The sequence below is a fragment of the Microbispora sp. NPDC046933 genome (assembly GCF_040644635.1).
In the GTDB taxonomy this organism is placed as follows: Bacteria; Actinomycetota; Actinomycetes; order Streptosporangiales; family Streptosporangiaceae; genus Microbispora.
Window position 1 is genome coordinate 1 of the sequence record NZ_JBEYWW010000033.1, and the last position, 18,187, is coordinate 18,187.

An 18,187-nucleotide genomic window follows, 5' to 3' on the forward strand; every position below is an offset into this window, starting at 1 on the left:
CGGTGCGCTTCATGAGCATCGACGACAAGGCGATCATCTCCTACCTGGTGACCACCTACTACTCGGCGGCCGTCCTGGTCCCCGACGCCCTCGGCGTGCTGGAGAGCGTCGAGGTGAACTGACTCCACGTCGGACCGGCCGGGGCGCTCGGGGGAGTGCCCTGGCCGAGGTGGGCGGCTGGTCTGAACGGGACATCGAATCCGCGGACCACCGCCGCATGATTGGACAGCGAGGTTCGCGGGGCTGCGTCGTGAATGTCGGGGTTCGTGGGACTGCGCCGCCTGGAACCTCCGGTTCTCGCGAAGCCCGCTCCGCTCCACCCGCGGGTCTCGTCCCTGGCGTTCGCCCCTCATACGCGGCGTGACGCGGCTAAGGTGGCCGCTGGCCGGTCAGGATGTGGTTCACGAGCGTTCGCGGGGTGGGGTTGTTCGTACCGTTGGATCGCTCCCGTCGGGCGGAGGCGGCCTCCGCCCTGGGCAGCCTGGAACGTGGGATCGAGATCCTCCTGTGCCTGGCCGCCGGCATGAGGCCGATGAACCTCACCCAGGTGCACCGGTCCACCGGGTTCTCCAAGACCACCACCCATCGCCTGCTCGGGACCCTGCAGCGGCGGGGCCTGGTCACGCGCACGGGCGGCGACTACACGGTCGGCGGGCGCCTCGCCGACCTCGTGACGTCGCGCGGCTGGGCGATCCCGGGCCGCCGCCCGCCCGGCTCCCGCAGGGCGATCCTGCCGCACCTGCTCCAGCTGTACGAGGCCACCCGGCAGACGGTCAATCTCGCCGTGCCGGACGGGTTCGAGGTCGCGTACGTCGAGCGGTTGTACGGGCACAACCGGGTCAAATCGCCGTCGGACGGCGTGGACCGTGCTCCGCTGCACTGCACGGCCGCGGGCAAGGTGCTGCTCGCCTACGACGCCGGCCTGCGCGCCGCGTTCCTCTCCGCCCCGGCCCTGCGGCGGATGACCGGCCGTACGGTGACCGGACCGGTCGCGCTGGAACGCGAACTCGCGGCCGTCCGCGGTGAGGGCGTGGGCTATGCGCGTGAGGAGTTCGCCGAGGGGGTGTGCTGCGCCGCCGCGCCCGTCTTCGGCCCGGACGGCGGAGTGTGCATGGTCGTCGCCGTCGCGGCCCCGGTGAGAGCGGTGGGGGCGGCGGCGCTGCCGCGCCTCGGCGCGGCCGTGCGCAGGGCCGCCCACCGAATCACCGGCGCCCTCGTCCTGTGATCCCCGTTTCGTGGGTTGGGGCCGCCTGGTTCGGGGAAGGCTCGACCGAGCCGAGCGGCGGGGCCTGGGCCGCTCCGGCCGCCGGTGCCACGGACCGGCGGAGCCGTCGTGGTCTCAGGGAGAGTCATGCGTCGAGGACCGTACGCGTCCCGCTTGATCGGCCGCGCCGGCCTCGCCGCCGTACCGGTGACCGTGCTGCTCACGGCATGCGGGACGCCGGATCCGCAGGTGCGGACGCGGCCCGTGGCCACGGGCGGCCCGGCGTCCACCGCGATCCCCGCACCCACGGTCTCCGCGTCGCCTTCGCCCAGCCCGTCGGTCGTCTCTGCCGCGGACCATCCGGAGGCGTGCCGGAATGCCGACTGTGAGGTGGCGGTCCGCCCGGGGGACCGGTTGCGGCTCGACCGGAAGACCGGCCTCGACGCGATCACGATCGCCTCACTCGACCGGGACGAGTTGCGGCTGCGTTTCGAAGCGGGCGCGGGCGCCTTCCGCGTCCAGGGCATGAACACCGACGTCAGTCAGGACTGCGTCAACGGCCGCTGCCGGACGGAGGGCGGCCTGACACTGGCCGTGGGACGGCCCGGCAGGATCGGCGACATCCGCTTCCGGCTCGCGAGCGTGGCGCCCGACCACGCGGTGTTGATCCTGTCGCCGGCGTGACCGGCTCTTCTGTGATGGAAGGTCAGGTTCAACGCCGCCGTCGAAGGGATGACCGGGTGCGCCATCACACGAGCCAGGCCACGGGCCGTACCGGATCCGCAGCCGCGAGACGAGCCGCGCCCGCCCGGGAGGAGGTGCCTGAGGCCCTGCGAGAGATCGCAGCCGCCTGGCGCTCCGTCGGATCCCGGATCACCAGTGGAACCAGTGAATGCGACGGCAGCTGCTGCACACGAAGCAGGTGGCGTCGCGGTTGGCCCAGTCGAGATTCATGAATGTCATGCCCGTGGTCTGGAGTTTCCACCGGCGGTGCTCGAACAATTCGTTCTCGCACGTGTCGCATTTCAGATTGCGGCCGTTGGGGAGCGTGACCGGTTGTGGTTCGTCCATCTTTCGATGCTAAATCGCGAATTGGTTTCCTGGTCCGCCACGTAAACCTGTCGCGACCGGAAGCGCGCCGAACGGCTCATGAGGCGTTGTTCCTGTGGCCCATCTGGAGCGCGGGCGGGGTCGCGTCGATGACGACGATCATTTCGTCCGCGTAGCCGTCGAGGTCGTCCAGCCGTATCCACTCCTCCCCGGCACGAATCTGGTGAAAGCGGAAAGTGCCGTTCGTCTCATTGGCGGCGGTGATGCACCGGACGGGTGGCCGATCGGGCAGGCGACGCGCGAGGGCGTGGACGGTGCCCGACAGGACGATGCCCTGCCTGAGCATGTGGATTTGATGATCACGACCGACCTGCGGGCGCCTGAGGTCGTCGATCGACACGACGACGTCCGGGTGGTCGTCGAGGTGCCGGCTGTTGGCGTCGCACTCGACGCCCGTGAGGTCAATGTGATCGTGAGGCGAGAGCTCGTGCGAGTATCCCGGTGCGAACAGGGCGCCGCTGCGGTCGCGTACGAGGCCGCCGCCGAGCAGCAGCCGCTGGAGATCGGCGGCGTCGACTCCCGCCAGTCCGAGGTCGTGCTGAGGAAACCCCAGAGCCTCGGCTGCGGCGTCGTTCATCCGGACGGTGATCACCACCGCAGGGTGCCCGTCGATGCGGGGAGGGTCAAGGCAAAGTGGATCTGGGCTACGGTGGCCGTCCGTGGACGTCTATGGTGCGATCGCCTCGTTCGCCGTCATCGTGGCGCTGCTCACGCTTACGCCCGGTCTGGACACGGCTCTGATCCTCCGTACCTCGCTGCTCGCCGGCAGGAGATCGGCCTGGGCCGTGGTGCTCGGCATCCAGGTCGGCACCCTGCTGTGGGGCCTGCTCACGGCCGCCGGACTGTCGGCTCTCCTGACCGCCTCCCACGTGGCGTACGAGGTGCTGCGGTGGGCGGGCGTCGCGTACCTGGTCTGGATGGGCGGCAGGATGCTCTGGCACAGCCGCACGAGCCGGGCGGACGACGCGGCGCCGCCCGGCCTGCCGGACGCGGGATGGGGACGGGCGTTCCGCCGGGGCCTGCTGACCAACCTGCTCAACCCGAAGGTGGGTGCCTTCTACGTGGCGGTGCTGCCGCAGTTCATGCCGCGAGGCGTGCCGCACGCGGTGATGGGCGTACTGCTGGCCGGCGTGCACGTGTGCGAGGCGCTGGTGTGGAGCGCCGTGCTCATCGGGTTCACCGGGATGGTGCGCGGCTGGCTGCGCAGGCCGTCGGTCAAGCGCGCCCTGGACCGGCTCACCGGCGTCATCGTCATCGGCTTCGGCCTGCGCCTGGCGGTCCAGCAGTCCTGAGCCGCCCGTCGTAGGGACCGATCCCGCAGACCTGGGGGACGGCGGTCATCGGGACCTCCTCGGTGAGGGCGCGGACCAGCAGGGCCTCGACTCCGCGCAGCATCGCCTCGGCGATGTCCCCGGGCAGGTAGGCGGTGTCCACGATGAGGCTGAGCTGCCCGGTGTGGGCGGCCGAGACCACCGTGAAGAACGCCTTGAACCGGACACCCGGCCAGGCGTTCGTGACGTACGTCCGGGTCTTCTCGGCGAGACGGGCCACGTCCTCGTCGGGACCGGCGGGAGGCAGACCCGGCCACGTGCCGATGGTCCGCCTGTCGTTGAAGAACGCGTCGAGGTCCGGCTCGCGGCCGCGGCGGCGGCCGATCTCCTCCCGCATGGCCTGCATCTCGAACGGGTCGTAGTGCGCGTTGCGGTACGCCGTGAGCGCCCCGCGGTGCGCGGCCCGGCAGGTGGCGGCGAAGTCCGTGGCGGGCAGGTCGAGCACGAAGAGGCCGTCCTGTTCCACGGTGCCGACCATGGTGCGGGTGCGCGCGTCGCGGCGGTTGCTGTGCACGAGCTGCATGACCGCACGCGGGCGGCCGCTCACCGTGGCCAGCACGGTGGCGCAGGCGGCGAGCAGCACGCTGGTCGTGCTCATCTTCCAGCGCTCCGCCAGCCTTTGCGCCGCGGTGGCGAGCGCCACCGACTCCATCCCGACCTCGATGAACCGGGGGTCCTCCGCCTCGCGCGGCGGATGGTCGAACACGTCCAGCGGTCCCTCCGCCAGCACGGAGTGCCAGTATCGGACGGACTTGGCCGAGCGGGCGGGGTACGGCTCCTCACGCTCCACGGCCGCCTGGTCCATCGGCTGCCACTCGGCGGGCGGCAGTTCCTCGCCGCGCAGCAGGGCCCTCCACTCCTGCGACAGTGTGTTCAGCGCCTGGAAGTCCACCGCCAGATGGGAGAAGGCGAACGCCAGCGCCGTCGGGCGGCCACCTTTGACGACGACGGCGCAGCGCAGCGGCAGTTCCCGGTCGTGGGCGAAGGCCGTCCGGCCCAGCTCGGCCGCGAGCCGCTCCGCGACCCGCAGCGCCCGTTCCTGTCCCGCCTCCACCACGTCCACGGTCAGCTCGCCGCCGCGTGCCACTCGCTGCACCGGTCCTTGGGGCGTGGCGGCGAAGGTCGTACGCAGGCTCTCGTGGCGTCCGAGCAGCACGCGCAGCGTGTCGAGGACGCTGCCGAGGTCACGCCTGCCGTACACGGGGAGCACCCACGGGCAGCTCAGGAACGTCTGGCTGTCGCCCATCAGGTGGACCGCCCGCCATATCAGCCGCTGTCCCCAGGTCAGGGGCGCCTGGCCGTCCCGCGTGCCGCCGAACGCCACCGTCAGCATGAGACCGTCGTCCTTCGGGGGGACGTGGCGCAGGCCACCAGGGCGGACAGGGTGCCGACGTCCTCGAAGGTGGCCAGCTCGTCGCCGAGGTCGGCCTCCACGCCGAAGGCGTCCTCGATCGCGTGGACGAGCCGGATCCGTGCCGGCCAAGTGAGTCCGAGCGCCGACAGGGAGTGGCCGGCTGCGAGCACCTCCTCTGCGCTGATCTCGCCGTCCGACACATCGGCGATCATCTGCGCCAGCCGGCGCGTGTACTCCTCCGCCGTCACGCTGCACCACCTCCGAAAGGTTTCGACACGATGCCCACTCCGTGATCGGCATAAGGCCGGTTTCCGGCTGCTCTCTAAGCCTCCGCGTAACGGAAGAATAGGCAACTGGAGCGGAAAGGCAACAGTGAAAACAGAAAGTCCCCTTCCGAAACTTTCGGGAGGGGGCGTCGTGAGGTCGCGGCTACCTCTTGTCCGGGACGACGATCGTGATCTTGTTGCGGAGGGTGATCTCGACCGTACCTCCCGTTCTCCCCGGTGTCCTCGTTCCCGGCAATCCTGAAGATCGATTGTCTGTCCGGCCTCGTACGATGTGGCCTATGACCGGCACGGTTTCACGCTCACGGCAGAGGGCCCGTTCGACTTCGGCGCCACGTTGCGCTTCGTCGAGGACTGGCCGGCCACCAGCGGGCTGCCCTCCGACGGGCGGGCGCTGCGCTTCGCCTACTGCGCCGAGTCCGACTGGCTGCCGATTGGCGTGACCGTGACCGCCGCGCCGGGCGGGGTCGCCGTCGCCACCACGCGGGCCGCGGGGCCGCGGATCCGGGACGAGGTGGCGCGCATCCTTTCCCTCGACGTGGACGGCTCCGGCTTCGCCGAGGCCGGCGAGGCCGACCCGGTGCTCGGCGAGCTCCAGCGCGGCAGTCCCGGGCTGCGCCCGCTGTGCTTCTGGAGCCCCTGGGAGGCGGCCTGCTGGGCGGTGATCGTGCAGCGTTCGTCGATGCTCATCGCCGCCCGGATCAAACAGCGCATCGCGGAGCGGTACGGCGCGAAGGTCGTCGTGGACGGGGAGACGTACGCCGCCTTCCCGCCACCGATGACGCTGCTACAGGCCGGCGGCCTCGGCCTGCCCGCGCAGAAGGAGGAGTGGCTGCGCGGGCTGGCGCGCGCGGCGCTCGACGGCGTGCTCACCACCGAGCACCTGCGCGCGCTCGGCCCCCAGGAGGCGCTGGCCGAGCTGCGCGCCCTCCCCGGCGTGGGGCCGTTCTCCGCCGGCCTGATCCTGATCCGCGGCGCGGGCGCGCCGGACGCGTTCCCGGGCAACGAACCACGCCTGTTCGCGATCCTGCGTGAGGCGTACGGCCTGCCGGAGGACGCTCCGCCTGCCGCATACCGGAAGGTGGCCGATGCGTGGCGGCCCTACCGCTCCTGGGCCTCCTTTCTGTTCCGGGCGTCGGGCTACGGCGTCATGGACGACGAGCGGCCGCCGAGCCGGTCAGCGCGAGGCCGCTGAACACGCGCCTGCGCGCCGTCAGGCGAATGCTTGTTCCCCGGAAAATGCGGGTCGGCGCCTCGTGGTTCCTGAGAAGACGATTAACGGGTCGGGGCGTCGTCTCATCGGATTTTCATGCGGGCTGAACATCGGATGAGACTTTCCCGTCCGGGCAGGTCCTGCCGCACTAAGACGGTCATCGTCCGCGTGTCCGTTCTGAACTGGCGTGATAAGAATTCCGTAAGCAGGGCGTCGTGGTCGTGCGGATATTTAAGGATCGTCTCGGCCGCGGAAAAGGCCGATACGTTCTTCGGTGAAGACGAAATCCGGTGCGGGCACCCTCTCTGTCCGTTGAAACCCGCGCCGGTGGTTCTCCCGAGGAGGAAGAAATGCGTGCAAAAGTGACCGCCGGGCTGCTGACCGCCACTGTCGGCGCCTGCGTGCTCGTCCCGACGGCGTCGGCCTTCGCGGCGACCGGAGAGCCGGGCGCACCGCGACCCGTGGCCACCACGACGCCCAAGCAGGACCCGAAGCAGGACCCCAAGCAGGCTCCGAAGCAGGACTCCAAGCAGGCTCCGAAGCAGGACTCCAAGCAGGCTCCGAAGCAGGACTCCAAGCAGGCTCCGAAGCAGGACTTCAAGCGGAATGACGGGCAGAAGGACACCCGCGCCGCGGCGGCCACCTCGCTGACCATCACCGCCTCGGCGGGCGAGGAGACGGCGAAGCGGTCCCGGTATGACCGGCGTGCCAAGCAGTTGGCGCTGTCGGGCTCGCTGACCTCCGGCCGGTCGGGTCTGGCCGCCCAGACCATCGCCGTCTACTTCCGCAAGACCGGCTCCACCCGCTACACGTACGTCACCTCGACGCGTACGGAGTCGCGCGGGCAGTACAGCGTGAAGGTGAACAACGGCGGCGCGGGCACCTGGAAGGCCGCCTTCGCCGGTACGTCGGCCAGGCAGCAGAGCTCGGCCACGGTGAACGTCGCCTGACATTCACGCCACGACTGGGGGCGCGTTTCCGCGGGAGCGGGAACGCGCCCCCTCTTTTCGGCTCCGCTCTTTTCGGCTCCGCTCTTCTCCGCTCCACACTTTTCGGTGGCGCGGCGGTCGCGTCCCGGAAGTGTTGGCCCGGCGGGCTACAACCAGCCCTTCTCCTGCGCGGCGCGTATGGCGGTGATCCGGTTGGTCGCGCCCAGCTTGGCCATGGCACTGGACAGGTAGTTGCGCACCGTGCCCTCGGTCAGGTGCAGCGCCGTGGCGATCTGCCGTACCGACGCGCCCTCGGCCGCCAGCGACAGCGCGTCGCGTTCGCGATCGGTGAGCGGGTTCTCCCCGGCCATCATCGCCGACACGGCCATCTCCGGGTCGAGGTACCGCCCCCCGGCGTGCACCTTGCGGATGGCGGTGGCCAGTTCGTCGGCCGAGGCGTCCTTGGGGATGAACCCGCGCACTCCGGCGGCGAGCGCCCGCCGCAGGTATCCCGGCCGCCCGAAGCTGCTCAAAATGATCACTGCCTGGCCCGGCAGTCCCTCGGCGGCGGTGAGCCCGTCCATGCCGGGCATCTCGATGTCCAGCACCACGACGTCGGGACGGTGCTCGCGTACGGCGGGGGCGACCTCGTCGCCCCGGCTCACCTGGGCGACGACCTCGAGGTCGGGCTCCAGCCCGAGCAGGGTGGCGATGGCGCCGCGGATGAGATGCTCGTCGTCGGCGAGCAGGACGCGGATCATCAGACCACCGCCTCGGTCAGGACATGCTCGTGGACGGCCGTGGGCACGACCGCCCGCAGGACGAATTCACCGGAGCCGGTCGGCTGGGCGGTCAGGCTACCGCCGGCGGCGGCGAGCCGCTCGCTCAGCCCGATGAGGCCGGTGCCGCCGTCGCCGGCGCTCTGGCCGCCCACCCCGTCGTTCACCATCTCCAGCACCGCCGTCGTTCCGGTCGTCCTCAGCGTGATGCGGGTCCGGGTGGCGGCGCTGTGCCGCAGCGTGTTGGTGGCGCCCTCCCTGACCACCCACGCCAGCAACGTGGCCGGCTCGCCGGACGGAAGCCGCCCGGGTGTCTCGAGAGCGCACCGGATGCCCGCCGCCTCCAGCACGGCGCGCACGCTGTCCAGCTCGGCGGACAGGTCGATGGCGCGGTAGCCCCGCACGGCCTCCCTGATCTCCCGCAGGGCGTCCTTGGCCAGCCCGCGCACGGCCGTCATCTCCTCGGACGCCTGCTCGGGGGCGGCCCGTACGAGCTTCACCGCCAGCTCGCTCTTCACCGCGATGGCGGACAGGCTGTGGCCGACGAGATCGTGCAGGTCCCGGGCGAAGCGGAGGCGTTCCTCTGTCACGGCGAGCTGGGCCTGCGCCTGCCTGCCCTCGTGCACCTGGACGATCAGCCGGTAGACCCACAGCCAGACCCGGTTGCTGTAGGGCAGCAGGGCCAGCATCAGCAGGTAAGAGGCGATCTGCCCCCGCTGTGCGCCGAAATCCGGAACCATCAGGAAGACGAGGGCGACGTAGACGGCGGCGTCGCCCGCTGTCAGCGCCACGGCGGCCCGGGCGCTCAGCCCGAGCACCGCCGCCGCGGCCCAGGTCACGGCCAGCATGCCCCAGCCGAACGCCAGTGCCCCCAACGCGTCCCCGGTCAGTTCCCGCAGGTAGATCCCCTCGAAGGCGATCAACACCAGGGCGAGCGCACCGGAGGCGACGACGTCGCGCTTCGCGGCCCGCCCGTCGACGACGGCGCCGACGACGCGAACGAACAGCCAGCTGAAGACCGAAAGGCCCACGACCTCGAGGACGAGACGACTCCAGCCGATCTCGCCCTCGTGCGCCTCCATCATGATCCGCATCACCGGCCCGAGCCAGGCGAACACCAGCTCCGCGGCCAAGGTCCAGAAGGTGATGCGACGCGCCCGCTTGATACCGGCGTTCATGGCCCAGACCTTACCTGTCAGCCCCGGCGCGGATCCCAGCGGAAGAACCTCCTGGCCAGCAGGGCGGCGACCACGATCCATGCGGCGAGGACGCCCAAGGAGGGCAGCGCGGCGCCCCAGCGCTCCAGGAGGCCGAGCGGCTCGTGACCGGTGCCGATGTAGTCCAGGCCGAGATAGGCGGTACGCATGATCTCCACGATGGGCGTCATCGGCAGGAACTCGGTCACGCCGCGCAGCGCCTGCGGCAGGATCTCCTGCGGCAGCATCACCGGCGAGCCGCCCACCAGGAGCAGCACGACCGGCAGCGTCGCGATCTGCGCCATCTCCCCGGTGGAGGACAGACCGGAGACGGCCATGGCGAGCAGCGAGAAGAAGGCCGCGCCGAGAAGCGCGCCGAGCAGCAGCAGCGGGATGTCGGCCGGCGCTCCGGTGCCCATGACCGCGGCCATGAACACGCAGAGGATCACCACCTGGCCGAGGTACACGACGGTCGCGCCGAGAGCGCTGCCGCCGAGGACGGCCGCCTTGGACGCCGGTCCGCCCAGCAGGCGCTTGAGCACCAGTTCCTCGCGGCGGGCGGTGTAGAAGCCCGCCAGGTTCATGAACGTCGCGAAGATCAGGATGAAGGCCATCATCCCGGTCATCAGATACCGCGACGCCGGGATGCCGGCGGTCCCTCCGCCGATGTTGTTGGACGCCAGCGCCCCGGCGATCAGCAGCGGCAGCAGTACGGCGTTCACCAGGGCCGTGCGGTTGCGGAAGATGAGGGTGAGGTCGACGCGGGCCAGCCGCGCCGCCTGTGCCAGCTCGGTCATGCGCTCTCCTTCACCACGGAGTGGAAGACGTCCTCGAGCGAGGCGGTCCGGACGGCGAGCCGTTCGAGCGTGACGCCGCGCTCGCCGGCCCAGGCGAACAGCGGAACCAGCGCGGTGTGGGCCCGCGTGGCCTGGTCGCCGCCGGTGATGGTGTACGAGACGACGGGCGTTCCGCCCGCCAGGGCGATGCCGGGAGCGTGGCCGCCGATCCGTGGAAGGGCGTCCAGGGGGATCTCCGGCGGCAGCCGGAAGGAGACGTGGTCGCCCTGCCTGCCGACGACCTCCTCCGGCGTTCCCTCGACCCGGATCTCGCCCTGGTGCATGATGGCGAGCCGGCTCGCGAGGTGCTCGGCCTCCTCCAGGTAGTGCGTGGTGAGCAGGACGGTGGTGCCCTCCTTCACCAGGCCGCGGATCAGGTCCCAGGTCGTCCGGCGCGCCTCGGGGTCCATGCCGGTCGTGGGCTCGTCCAGGAACAGCACCTCGGGACGGCCGATCACCGACAACGCCAGGTCGAGCCTGCGCTTCTGGCCGCCGGACAGTTGCCGGATCCTGACCTGTGCCTTGTCGGCCAGCCCGGCCATCTCCAGCGCCTCGCCCGCGGATCGGGGGTTCGCGTGCAGGTCGCGCCACAGTCCGATGGTCTCGGCCACCGTCAGGTCGGTCAGGAAGCCGTTGTCCTGCAGCATGATCCCGACCCGTGCGCGGAGTGCCCGGCGCTCGCGGTACGGATCCAGTCCCAGCACCTCGGCCGCGCCGGAGGTGGCGGGGCGGTAGCCCTCCAGGACCTCCATCGTCGTGGTCTTCCCGGCGCCGTTGGTGCCGAGCAGGGCGAACAGCTCACCCCGGCGGACGGACAACGAGATGCCCTTGACGGCCTCGTAGTCGCCGTACCTCTGCCGGAGCCCGGCCGCCGCGATCGCCACATCGAGGGCGACCGCCGTTCCCTTCACGTCCGTTGTCATGGCTCAAGGGTGGGTTTTCCACCGCTTCCCGATGTAGTCGCCGATGCCATGAGATCGACATGGACCGCGCGGATCACCCCGATGACAAATGTCAGAACGGCCGTACGGCTGATCGCGTCCGGCCTTGACCCTGACGCTGCAGGAGGCTCGACGATCAGGGCATGAGCCAGTTCGTCAGTCCCGTTCCCATGCCCGCGCTCGACGCGACCGCCCCCGAGATCTACCGGGCTTACTACGGCATGCCGATGTTCGTCACGATCCCGACCGGCGACCTCGCGGCGTCGAAGGACTTCTGGATCCGCGGGCTCGGGTTCGTCGACCTGTTCTCCGTACCGGGCCGGCTGACCCACCTGCGACGCTGGGCCTTCCAGGACGTCCTCCTCGTGCCCGCGGAACGAGTGGGCGAGGTCCCGGCGATGAGCGTCAGCTTCGCCTGCGTCCTCAGCCAGATCGACCAGGTCGCCGCCCGCTGCGAGGAGCTCGTGCCGGGATGCACCAGCGGTCCGCGGGAGATGCCGTGGAACTCCATCGAGCTGACGGTCGTCACGCCGGAGAACGCCCGGGTCGTGATGACGGCCGCTCAGCCGCTCGATCCGCACAGCGCCCGCGCGGACGGCCTGCGAGCGATCGGCATCGAGATCCCGCACGAGTGAGCAACCCGCCCGCCCGTCTCAGACCGTGGGCCTTCGGCGAGGTCGGCGATACTGAGCCGGTGACGAGCGACGCCCGCGAACGGGAACCCGCTCCCGCCGGGCCGGCCGGCTCCGACGGCCTCACCGTCGGCCGGGCCGCCGCGCTCGTCGGGGTCAGCGTGAAGACGCTGCACCACTGGGACGCGATCGGCCTCGTACGCCCGAGCGGGCGCACCTTGGCCGGATACCGGGTGTACTCGGGCGACGACGTCGCGCGGATCCACCGTGTCCTCGTCTACCGGGAGCTCGGGTTTCCGCTCGCCGAGATCGGCCGGATCCTCGACGACCCGGGTGCCGACGCGCGCGACCATCTGCGCCGGCAGCGGTCGCTGCTCGTCGAGCGCATCTCCCGCCTGCGGAAGATGGTCCGCGCGGTCGACCGCATGCTGGGAGCGTCGAGCACCGGCATGCGGCTGACCCCGGAGGAGCAGGTCGAGATCTTCGGCGACGACTGGCGGCCCGCCTGGGTCGACGAGGCGGAGGACCGCTGGGGCGACAGCGCCCAGTGGACGCAGTACGCCGAGCGGGCCGGCGAGATGACGCCGGACGACTGGAAGAGGGTCGCGGCCGAGACAGCCGCCCTCAACGCCGACTTCGCCGCCGCGAAGCGCGCCGGCGTCACCCCCGGATCCGCCGGCGCGAACGCCCTCGCGGAGCGGCACCGCGCGTTGATGTCGACCTACTTCGACTGCACGCACTCGATGCACGCGTGCATCGGGCGCATGTTCGCCGCCGATTCCGGGTTCGCCGGCCACTACGACAAGGTCGCGCCGGGCCTGGCCGTCTGGCTGCGCGACACGATCTGCGCGAATGCCGAGGCCCACGGCGTCGACCCTGAGACGGCGACCTGGGAGTGAAGGGAGGATGGTGGCGGAGAGTGGCGATGTGAATCCGGTCCGTATGTGCAAACCCCCGTCCTCGCCTGTGCGTTCGGTCTAGCCTGAGGCTCCGGACCCCGTCGGCACCGAGCGCTTTCCTGGGACGGCCATGGAGGTGGGGTTGGACGACTCGACGAACGACACTTTTCCCACGCAGCCCGAGCTGAGTCGGCTGCTGCCCCGGTATCGGCTGATCCGCCGGCTCTCCCGGACGTCCATGAGCGAGGTGTACCTGGCGGAGGAGCTGGACCTCGGCAACCGCAGGGTGGCGCTGAAGGTCCTCAACCCGACGCTGTGCGGCGAGCCGAGCTTCCGCAAGCGTTTCACCCGCGAGGTGCGCATCGCCGCGCGGCTCGGTCACCCCAACGTCATCCCGGTCTATCAGTCGGGCGAGGCGGGCCCCCTGCTCTACCTGGTCATGCCGTACGTCGACGGCACCGACCTGGCCGCGCTCCTGCGTGACGAGGGCCACCTCGACCTGGGCAGGACCACGCGCGTCATCCGCCAGGTCGCCGCCGCCCTGGACGCGGCCCACCGCGGGGGGCTGGTGCACCGGGATGTCAAGCCGCACAACATGTTGGTCGACCGCGACTCCGGACACGTGTACCTATGCGACTTCGGCATGGCCAAGCACGTGGCGGACGAGACGCTGTCGTCGGCCGGGCAGTTCATCGGCACGGTCGACTACGCCTCGCCCGAGCAGATCCAGTGCCGCAAAGTCGATCAACGCACCGACGTGTACTCCCTCGGCTGTGTCCTCTATCAGTGCCTGACCGGGCGCAAGCCGTTCGCCGGGCAGGACCTCGCCGCGGTGGTGTGGGCCCACCTGAACGCACCGCCGCCGCGGGTGACGGACCTGCGCCCGGACCTGGACCGACGGATCGACGAGATCGTGGCCACCGCCCTGGCGAAGTCGCCGCGCGACCGCTACGCCGGGTGCGGCGAGCTGGCCGACAGGCTCGCCGAGATATCCGCCGGCGCGGCGCCGGCGCCGCGCCTTTCGCTCCGGCTGCCAAGGCTCCGGCGGCTCACGCAGAGCCGCCGGTGGCGCGTCCCGGCGATGCTGGCGACGGCGGCGCTGTTCGTCAGCATCGGCATGATCAGGTATGCGGCGAGGGGGGAGGACCTCGATCCGGCCGCGCTGGCCCGCGTCCCGGCGTCGCTGAGGGCGGGCTGCGTCCGCGTCGGTACAAGTGACAGGTTCCCCGGCGCGGCCATCTCACTGAGCTGCCGTGACGCCTTCGGCAAGGAGGCGTTGTTCGGCCTGTTCGACACGACGGCCGGCATGGATGAGGCGTACGGCGCCGCCGTACGCGAGGCCGGCATCGCACGGGGCAGCGGGGACTGCGTCTCGGGTGACACCGGCGAGCACCGTTACCCCGGCGCAGGACCGGCGAAGGGGCGGGTCCTGTGCCGGACGGCGCACGACACCATGTCCCTGGTCTGGACCGACACCTCGGCGAGGACCGTGGCGCGCGCCGGCATGCCGAAGGGCGCCGAGCCGGGTCTGCCCCGCACGTGGGCCGCCTGGCTCGGTGAGCCCCTGTTCCCGACCGGGGACGAGCGGTCGCTCATCGACGAGATGGAGGCGAAGGGCTGCAAACGGGCCGAGCCCGGTGACCTGGACAGGTATCCGGAGGCGGTGGCCGGGGTCGAGTGCGACCCGGGCGGCGGCGTCACCACGGTCTCCTACTATCGCTTCAACGACCTGGCCGCACTACAGCGCGCCTACAGCGAGCGCGCGGGCAGGATCCGGGCGCCGTACGGCATCTACTGCGGCGACAAACCGTCCGGGTTCCTGGGCAGTGGCCGATACGACCACAAGAGCGTGGAGATCGGCAGTGTGCTGTGCCATCCGGAGACGGGTGGCGGGTTCGCCGTCGAGTGGAGCATCGAACCGTTTCTCATCATGGGCCGGGCGCTTGGCACGGACTCCGGCAAGCTGGCCGACTGGTGGAGCGCGTCCGGCACCCCCTCCGCCGACAAGGTGTCGCAGGCCATCAACGCGCAGGCGCGACCCGCGTTCCCCACGGCCGCCGAGCAGGCCCTGCTACGGCACATCCCGGTCGCGTCACGGGTCAACTGCGTACGCCCACCGCAGAAACAGATAGCGACCAACGTGCACGACACGTCGATCGTCGGCGTGGTATGCGGCCCCACCCGGGGCGCCGGCATCGTCTTCTACTACCAGTTCCCCGACGGGGCGTCGATGCGGAAGAACTACGGGGTCGACACCCCGCAGAGAGACACGCCCTGCGTCACGCTCCCGAAGGACTTCACCGCGGAAGGCGTATATGTCATCGACGGCAAGCCCGCGGGTCGGCTCGCGTGCAACGGGAATGGCGATTCGCCCTACCTCGTCTGGACCGACGAGCGGCTGCACATCCAGGCGTTCGCCTTCGCCGGCCAGGATCCCAGGACCCTGATCGACTGGTGGCGCAAGGAGTCGGGACCGATCTAGAAGCGTCACCGGCTTGTCTCATCCGGTGAGCTGGCGGGTGATGGACGGGTCGGTGATGGCGGTGTCGTCGGCGAGCAGGAACGCCTTGGACAGGATGACCGACAACATGCCTCCGTCCTCCTCGAAGGGCAGGAAGACCCGGTCGCCGGCGCCGCGGGGGACGATGCACAGGTAGGCGTCGTTGGGTTCCATCAGGATGTTGCCCGACCCCAGGTGGATCTTGTAGGTCCGCAGGTCCCCGCGCACGCGCAGGAACCGGTCGGTCAGCTCAGCCCGGTCGGCGATCCTCAACCGGGGCAGGAGACGGGCCAGCGCGTCGCGCCGGGTGCGGGCGGTCTCGGTCAGATCGCCGAAGCCGTAGGACTGCCAGTAGTCGCCGTGCCCCTCGGGGTCGAGGCCGGTGGAGGTGACACCGACGGCCAGATCGGCGTCGCGCAGCGCCTCCGACAGAGACAGCGGGTCGACCTGGGCCAGCGGGACCGCCGCCCCGCGGTCGTCGGTGATACGGAGATCCCCGCTGACGCAGATGGAGACGTGGCCGAAGTCGTCCCGCTCCGCGGACTCCAGGTCCAGGGAGAACTCCCAGTGCGCGGCGAGCCCACCGGGCAGTTTCTTGGTGGCGTCCGCCTGGTCGGAGCCGTACTCCCAGCCCCAGTGGCCCAGGGACATGCCGGTCCAGCCGCGCTCGGTCAGCAGGGCTTTGGCCTGGCCGTAGCGGAGCAGATGACCGGCGAAGCGGCGCGAGTGGTCGAAGGTCCGCTCTTCGGCCGGAGTGAGCAGGTAGACCTCACGGAAGGCCTGCTTGAACGGCTGGCGCAATCCTGTCTCCATCAGGTGGTCGCGCCAGGCGCGGACCTCGTCCACGCCGTGCGAGATGGGGTGCCAGAGGCGAACCGGCGTGTCGGGACGGGGTTGTATCCGGCGTCCCGCCGGGTCGGTCAGCTCCCAGACACCGTCCACCTGGACGGGAAGCCCCGCTGGTCCCTGGAGGATCTCCCAGATCAGGGATCTGCCGTAGGGACCGGTGACCGGATGGTCGAGGTAGAACGCGCACACCTCGTGCCAGCGCCACAGGCGTTCGGTGGTCAGCGCCCGCTCGATGCGGAAGCGTTCGGCGGACAGCGCCTTCTTCAGTTCCTTGGCGGTGGCCCTGAGCTCGGCCAGCAGTTCCTTGTGCTCCTCGCGGACGGCCTTGGGGATCGTCTTGCGTATCGTGCCGCGCGGGTCGACGAAGTTCACGGCTCCGTCGACGCTCAGCCGCAGGCCGTGCTCGGTGCGGGTGCCGTCGGAGCCCAGGCCGAAGGTCGGCACGGTGCGCTCCAGCAACTGCTCTGCGGACAGGCCGGTCTGCGCGGCCACCGTGTTCAGGGTCGCCGTCACCGCGGCCAGGATGGTCTTCTTGCGGACCTTGGCCTGCACCCGGGCCAGCTGGCCGACCACTTCCAGGCCGCCGCGCCGGGCCAGCACCCCGATCGCGGCGTTGGCCAGCCGTTCGCTGCGGGCGTTGGGCCCCGACCCGCCGATCCCGGTGCCGGCGGCCACGGCGACATCCCCCAGCAGCGCCGTCACCCAGGGCTCGTCGATCAGCTCGCAGGTCCACACCATGCCCCGCAGCGGTACGGCGGTGCGCTCGTGCAGGTAGACGACCTCGGTCCACTCGTAGTCGTCGCGCCGGTGCCGGATGACGCGCTCACGATAGGCAGGCACACGGCCGAGCACCTCCCTGATCAGGGCGGTGGCCTCCGGCGTCAGCAGAGCCGCGGCCCGGTTGAGCCAGGCGGCGGTCGGCTTGGCGGAGGTCGCGGTGGTCCAGTGCCGCAACAGGGGAAGGACGTCCGCGGCGCCGAGGCGATCGGCGTACTCCTCACGGAGCAGCACGGCGAACTCGTCGTGGGTGGTGAGGAGGGTCCTCGTCGCGGTGGCGGCATCGCCGGCCGAATGCTCGATCAGCACGTTGTCGAGGAAGCGTTTGGCGGACCATTTCGCCGTCCACTTGTGCTCGCTCAGTTCGGCGTGTGCCCGGCGGAGATGCTCCAGGTACGGCTCACGCTCGGCGGCGGTCAGCCGCTTGAGGGCGGCGACGGGGACCATGAACAGCTCCTCACGCTGCTGCCCGTTGCCCAGCGGGGTGGCGGCCGTCCGCCAGAGCAGGTCGATCTCCGCCGGAGTCCAGCCGAGTTTGCGGCGGGCGACCGCCGGTGGGACGGTCGTCAGGATCCAGCAGTATCCGGGCCCGTTCTGCCGCTGCCAGAGGATGTGCATGCGCAGTTGTGCCCAGATGCCCATGGCCCGCCACTCGGCGTCGCCCCACTCCTGGGCCAGCTTCCCCATGGGAGTGTCGGCCAGCGCCGGCCGCGGCCACGCGTAGCCGTACGTGTAGACCGCGTCCAACTGCGCGAAGACGTCGAGAGCGCTCTGGTCCAGGCCGTCCAGCCAGGCACGGTGCTCGGCGGGGAGTTCGTCGGCGACACCCATGTCAGCCTCCGACCAGGGGGACGAGCTTGACGAACGACACGACCGGGGCGACGGTCAGGTCGATCTCGGTGTCCAGGTCCTCGATCTGCCGGTCGCCCACCAGCAGCAGGAACCCGTTGCGAGCGAAGGCGGCTTCGGCGGCGTCGGCCTGCTTCTCCCAGTCGAGCCTGCGGGCGGTGCGCATCCGGTAGCCGTTCAGCTCGGCCTCGGCGTCGGTGGGTTTGACCAGGCCGCGGAAGTGGTGGGAGGGGGCGGCGTTGTAGCGGGCCACCTCCTCGCGCACGCGCAGCCGCACCAGCTCTCGGGCCGAGATGCGCTCGGGCAGGTCGGGCAGGGTGAATTCCTCCAATGCCCGTCCCGTCGCGGTCTCGTCGCGAAAGGTGACCAGCGCCATCGGTACATCCCTTGATCGTCGGGGGGTGACAGCGACATCTATAGCAACCCACTCCGACAGAAACGCGTGCCGCAGGTGCGTCGGCCCGGAGTCCGCGGAGCGGGAGTGAGCGCGACGTCGAGGTGTCC

18 protein-coding genes and 1 pseudogene are annotated in these 18,187 nt (G+C 70.7%); 9 read left to right on the forward strand and 10 right to left on the reverse strand.

What is annotated here, in order from left to right; genetic code table 11:
- The 3 genes and pseudogenes from ABZ857_RS33950 to ABZ857_RS33960 all read left to right on the forward strand — a co-directional run.
- A pseudogene (locus tag ABZ857_RS33950) lies at nucleotides 1-122 on the forward strand (hypothetical protein); the annotation flags it as partial.
- Between the two features lie 314 nt (nucleotides 123-436).
- Nucleotides 437-1,225: an IclR family transcriptional regulator gene (locus ABZ857_RS33955; protein WP_357051442.1), complete on the forward strand. Its 789-nt coding sequence runs from the start codon at nucleotides 437-439 to the stop codon at nucleotides 1,223-1,225.
- 126 nt (nucleotides 1,226-1,351) lie between these two features.
- Nucleotides 1,352-1,888, forward strand: coding sequence for a hypothetical protein (locus ABZ857_RS33960; RefSeq protein ID WP_357051445.1), 537 nt, complete (start codon nucleotides 1,352-1,354; stop codon nucleotides 1,886-1,888).
- 189 nt (nucleotides 1,889-2,077) lie between these two features.
- On the opposite strand, the gene ABZ857_RS33965 is transcribed toward ABZ857_RS33960, so the two are convergent.
- A complete protein-coding gene (locus ABZ857_RS33965) occupies nucleotides 2,078-2,275 on the reverse strand; it encodes a hypothetical protein (RefSeq protein WP_193201734.1) in 198 nt (65 codons plus the stop codon).
- A 76-nt stretch (nucleotides 2,276-2,351) separates the two neighbouring features.
- Complete coding sequence (locus ABZ857_RS33970) at nucleotides 2,352-2,906, reverse strand: hypothetical protein (RefSeq protein ID WP_357051448.1); 555 nt, start codon at nucleotides 2,904-2,906, stop codon at nucleotides 2,352-2,354.
- A gap of 67 nt (nucleotides 2,907-2,973) precedes the next feature.
- Between ABZ857_RS33970 and ABZ857_RS33975 the strand changes: the two genes are divergently transcribed.
- Nucleotides 2,974-3,606, forward strand: a complete 633-nt coding sequence (locus ABZ857_RS33975) for a LysE family translocator (protein WP_357051451.1) — start codon at nucleotides 2,974-2,976, stop codon at nucleotides 3,604-3,606.
- Here the strand turns inward: ABZ857_RS33975 and ABZ857_RS33980 are convergent.
- Entirely contained in the window at nucleotides 3,566-4,978 is a 1,413-nt protein-coding gene (locus ABZ857_RS33980; protein ID WP_357051454.1) for a condensation domain-containing protein, read from the reverse strand. The genes ABZ857_RS33975 and ABZ857_RS33980 overlap by 41 nt on opposite strands.
- On the reverse strand, nucleotides 4,972-5,247 hold the full coding sequence (locus ABZ857_RS33985) for an acyl carrier protein (protein WP_357051457.1): 276 nt from the start codon (nucleotides 5,245-5,247) through the stop codon (nucleotides 4,972-4,974). Before ABZ857_RS33985 ends, ABZ857_RS33980 begins: the two co-directional genes overlap by 7 nt.
- A 310-nt stretch (nucleotides 5,248-5,557) precedes the next feature.
- Between ABZ857_RS33985 and ABZ857_RS33990 the strand changes: the two genes are divergently transcribed.
- Entirely contained in the window at nucleotides 5,558-6,478 is a 921-nt protein-coding gene (locus tag ABZ857_RS33990) for a hypothetical protein (protein WP_357051460.1), read from the forward strand.
- A 368-nt stretch (nucleotides 6,479-6,846) separates the two neighbouring features.
- Nucleotides 6,847-7,446: a hypothetical protein gene (locus ABZ857_RS33995; protein ID WP_357051463.1), complete on the forward strand. Its 600-nt coding sequence runs from the start codon at nucleotides 6,847-6,849 to the stop codon at nucleotides 7,444-7,446.
- 146 nt (nucleotides 7,447-7,592) lie between these two features.
- Here the strand turns inward: ABZ857_RS33995 and ABZ857_RS34000 are convergent, their stop codons facing one another.
- Genes ABZ857_RS34000 through ABZ857_RS34015 form a run of 4 tightly spaced genes read right to left on the reverse strand, consistent with a single transcriptional unit; the run spans nucleotide 7,593 to nucleotide 11,159 of the window.
- Nucleotides 7,593-8,186: a response regulator transcription factor gene (locus tag ABZ857_RS34000; RefSeq protein ID WP_357051466.1), complete on the reverse strand. Its 594-nt coding sequence runs from the start codon at nucleotides 8,184-8,186 to the stop codon at nucleotides 7,593-7,595.
- Nucleotides 8,186-9,382 (reverse strand): histidine kinase, encoded by a 1,197-nt coding sequence (locus ABZ857_RS34005; RefSeq protein ID WP_357051469.1) that lies wholly within the window; start codon nucleotides 9,380-9,382, stop codon nucleotides 8,186-8,188. The genes ABZ857_RS34000 and ABZ857_RS34005 overlap by 1 nt, the downstream gene beginning before the upstream one ends.
- Before the next feature lie 17 nt (nucleotides 9,383-9,399).
- Nucleotides 9,400-10,197 carry an ABC transporter permease gene (locus tag ABZ857_RS34010; protein WP_357051472.1) on the reverse strand — a complete coding sequence of 266 codons (798 nt, stop codon included), beginning with the start codon at nucleotides 10,195-10,197 and terminating at the stop codon, nucleotides 9,400-9,402.
- Nucleotides 10,194-11,159, reverse strand: coding sequence for an ABC transporter ATP-binding protein (locus tag ABZ857_RS34015; RefSeq protein ID WP_357051474.1), 966 nt, complete (start codon nucleotides 11,157-11,159; stop codon nucleotides 10,194-10,196). The genes ABZ857_RS34010 and ABZ857_RS34015 overlap by 4 nt, the downstream gene beginning before the upstream one ends.
- 161 nt (nucleotides 11,160-11,320) lie before the next feature.
- Between ABZ857_RS34015 and ABZ857_RS34020 the strand changes: the two genes are divergently transcribed.
- From ABZ857_RS34020 to ABZ857_RS34030, 3 genes are all read left to right on the forward strand, one after another.
- Nucleotides 11,321-11,812 carry a VOC family protein gene (locus ABZ857_RS34020; protein ID WP_357051477.1) on the forward strand — a complete coding sequence of 164 codons (492 nt, stop codon included), beginning with the start codon at nucleotides 11,321-11,323 and terminating at the stop codon, nucleotides 11,810-11,812.
- 59 nt (nucleotides 11,813-11,871) lie between these two features.
- Nucleotides 11,872-12,708 carry a MerR family transcriptional regulator gene (locus tag ABZ857_RS34025; RefSeq protein WP_357051480.1) on the forward strand — a complete coding sequence of 279 codons (837 nt, stop codon included), beginning with the start codon at nucleotides 11,872-11,874 and terminating at the stop codon, nucleotides 12,706-12,708.
- Nucleotides 12,709-12,850: 142 nt separating this feature from the next.
- Entirely contained in the window at nucleotides 12,851-15,190 is a 2,340-nt protein-coding gene (locus ABZ857_RS34030) for a serine/threonine-protein kinase (RefSeq protein ID WP_357051483.1), read from the forward strand.
- A gap of 18 nt (nucleotides 15,191-15,208) precedes the next feature.
- On the opposite strand, the gene ABZ857_RS34035 is transcribed toward ABZ857_RS34030, so the two are convergent.
- Together ABZ857_RS34035 and ABZ857_RS34040 are read right to left on the reverse strand one after the other, a co-directional pair.
- A complete protein-coding gene (locus tag ABZ857_RS34035) occupies nucleotides 15,209-17,665 on the reverse strand; it encodes a DUF4132 domain-containing protein (RefSeq protein ID WP_357051486.1) in 2,457 nt (818 codons plus the stop codon).
- 1 nt (nucleotide 17,666) lies between these two features.
- Nucleotides 17,667-18,059, reverse strand: a complete 393-nt coding sequence (locus ABZ857_RS34040) for a hypothetical protein (protein WP_357051489.1) — start codon at nucleotides 18,057-18,059, stop codon at nucleotides 17,667-17,669.
- Nucleotides 18,060-18,187: the final 128 nt, after the last annotated feature.

Excerpts from the sequence above, each read along its gene's own strand:
- ABZ857_RS33995 (WP_357051463.1), top strand. The coding sequence starts at position 6,847 with ATGCGTGCAAAAGTGACCGCCGGGCTGCTGACCGCCACTGTCGGCGCC.
- ABZ857_RS34000 (WP_357051466.1), bottom strand. The coding sequence starts at position 8,186 with ATGATCCGCGTCCTGCTCGCCGACGACGAGCATCTCATCCGCGGCGCC.
- ABZ857_RS34035 (WP_357051486.1), bottom strand. The coding sequence starts at position 17,665 with ATGGGTGTCGCCGACGAACTCCCCGCCGAGCACCGTGCCTGGCTGGAC.
- ABZ857_RS33980 (WP_357051454.1), bottom strand. The coding sequence starts at position 4,978 with ATGCTGACGGTGGCGTTCGGCGGCACGCGGGACGGCCAGGCGCCCCTG.
- ABZ857_RS33965 (WP_193201734.1), bottom strand. The coding sequence starts at position 2,275 with ATGGACGAACCACAACCGGTCACGCTCCCCAACGGCCGCAATCTGAAA.
- ABZ857_RS34015 (WP_357051474.1), bottom strand. The coding sequence starts at position 11,159 with ATGACAACGGACGTGAAGGGAACGGCGGTCGCCCTCGATGTGGCGATC.
- ABZ857_RS34020 (WP_357051477.1), top strand. The coding sequence starts at position 11,321 with ATGAGCCAGTTCGTCAGTCCCGTTCCCATGCCCGCGCTCGACGCGACC.
- ABZ857_RS34010 (WP_357051472.1), bottom strand. The coding sequence starts at position 10,197 with ATGACCGAGCTGGCACAGGCGGCGCGGCTGGCCCGCGTCGACCTCACC.
- ABZ857_RS34005 (WP_357051469.1), bottom strand. The coding sequence starts at position 9,382 with ATGAACGCCGGTATCAAGCGGGCGCGTCGCATCACCTTCTGGACCTTG.
- ABZ857_RS33960 (WP_357051445.1), top strand. The coding sequence starts at position 1,352 with ATGCGTCGAGGACCGTACGCGTCCCGCTTGATCGGCCGCGCCGGCCTC.
- ABZ857_RS34040 (WP_357051489.1), bottom strand. The coding sequence starts at position 18,059 with ATGGCGCTGGTCACCTTTCGCGACGAGACCGCGACGGGACGGGCATTG.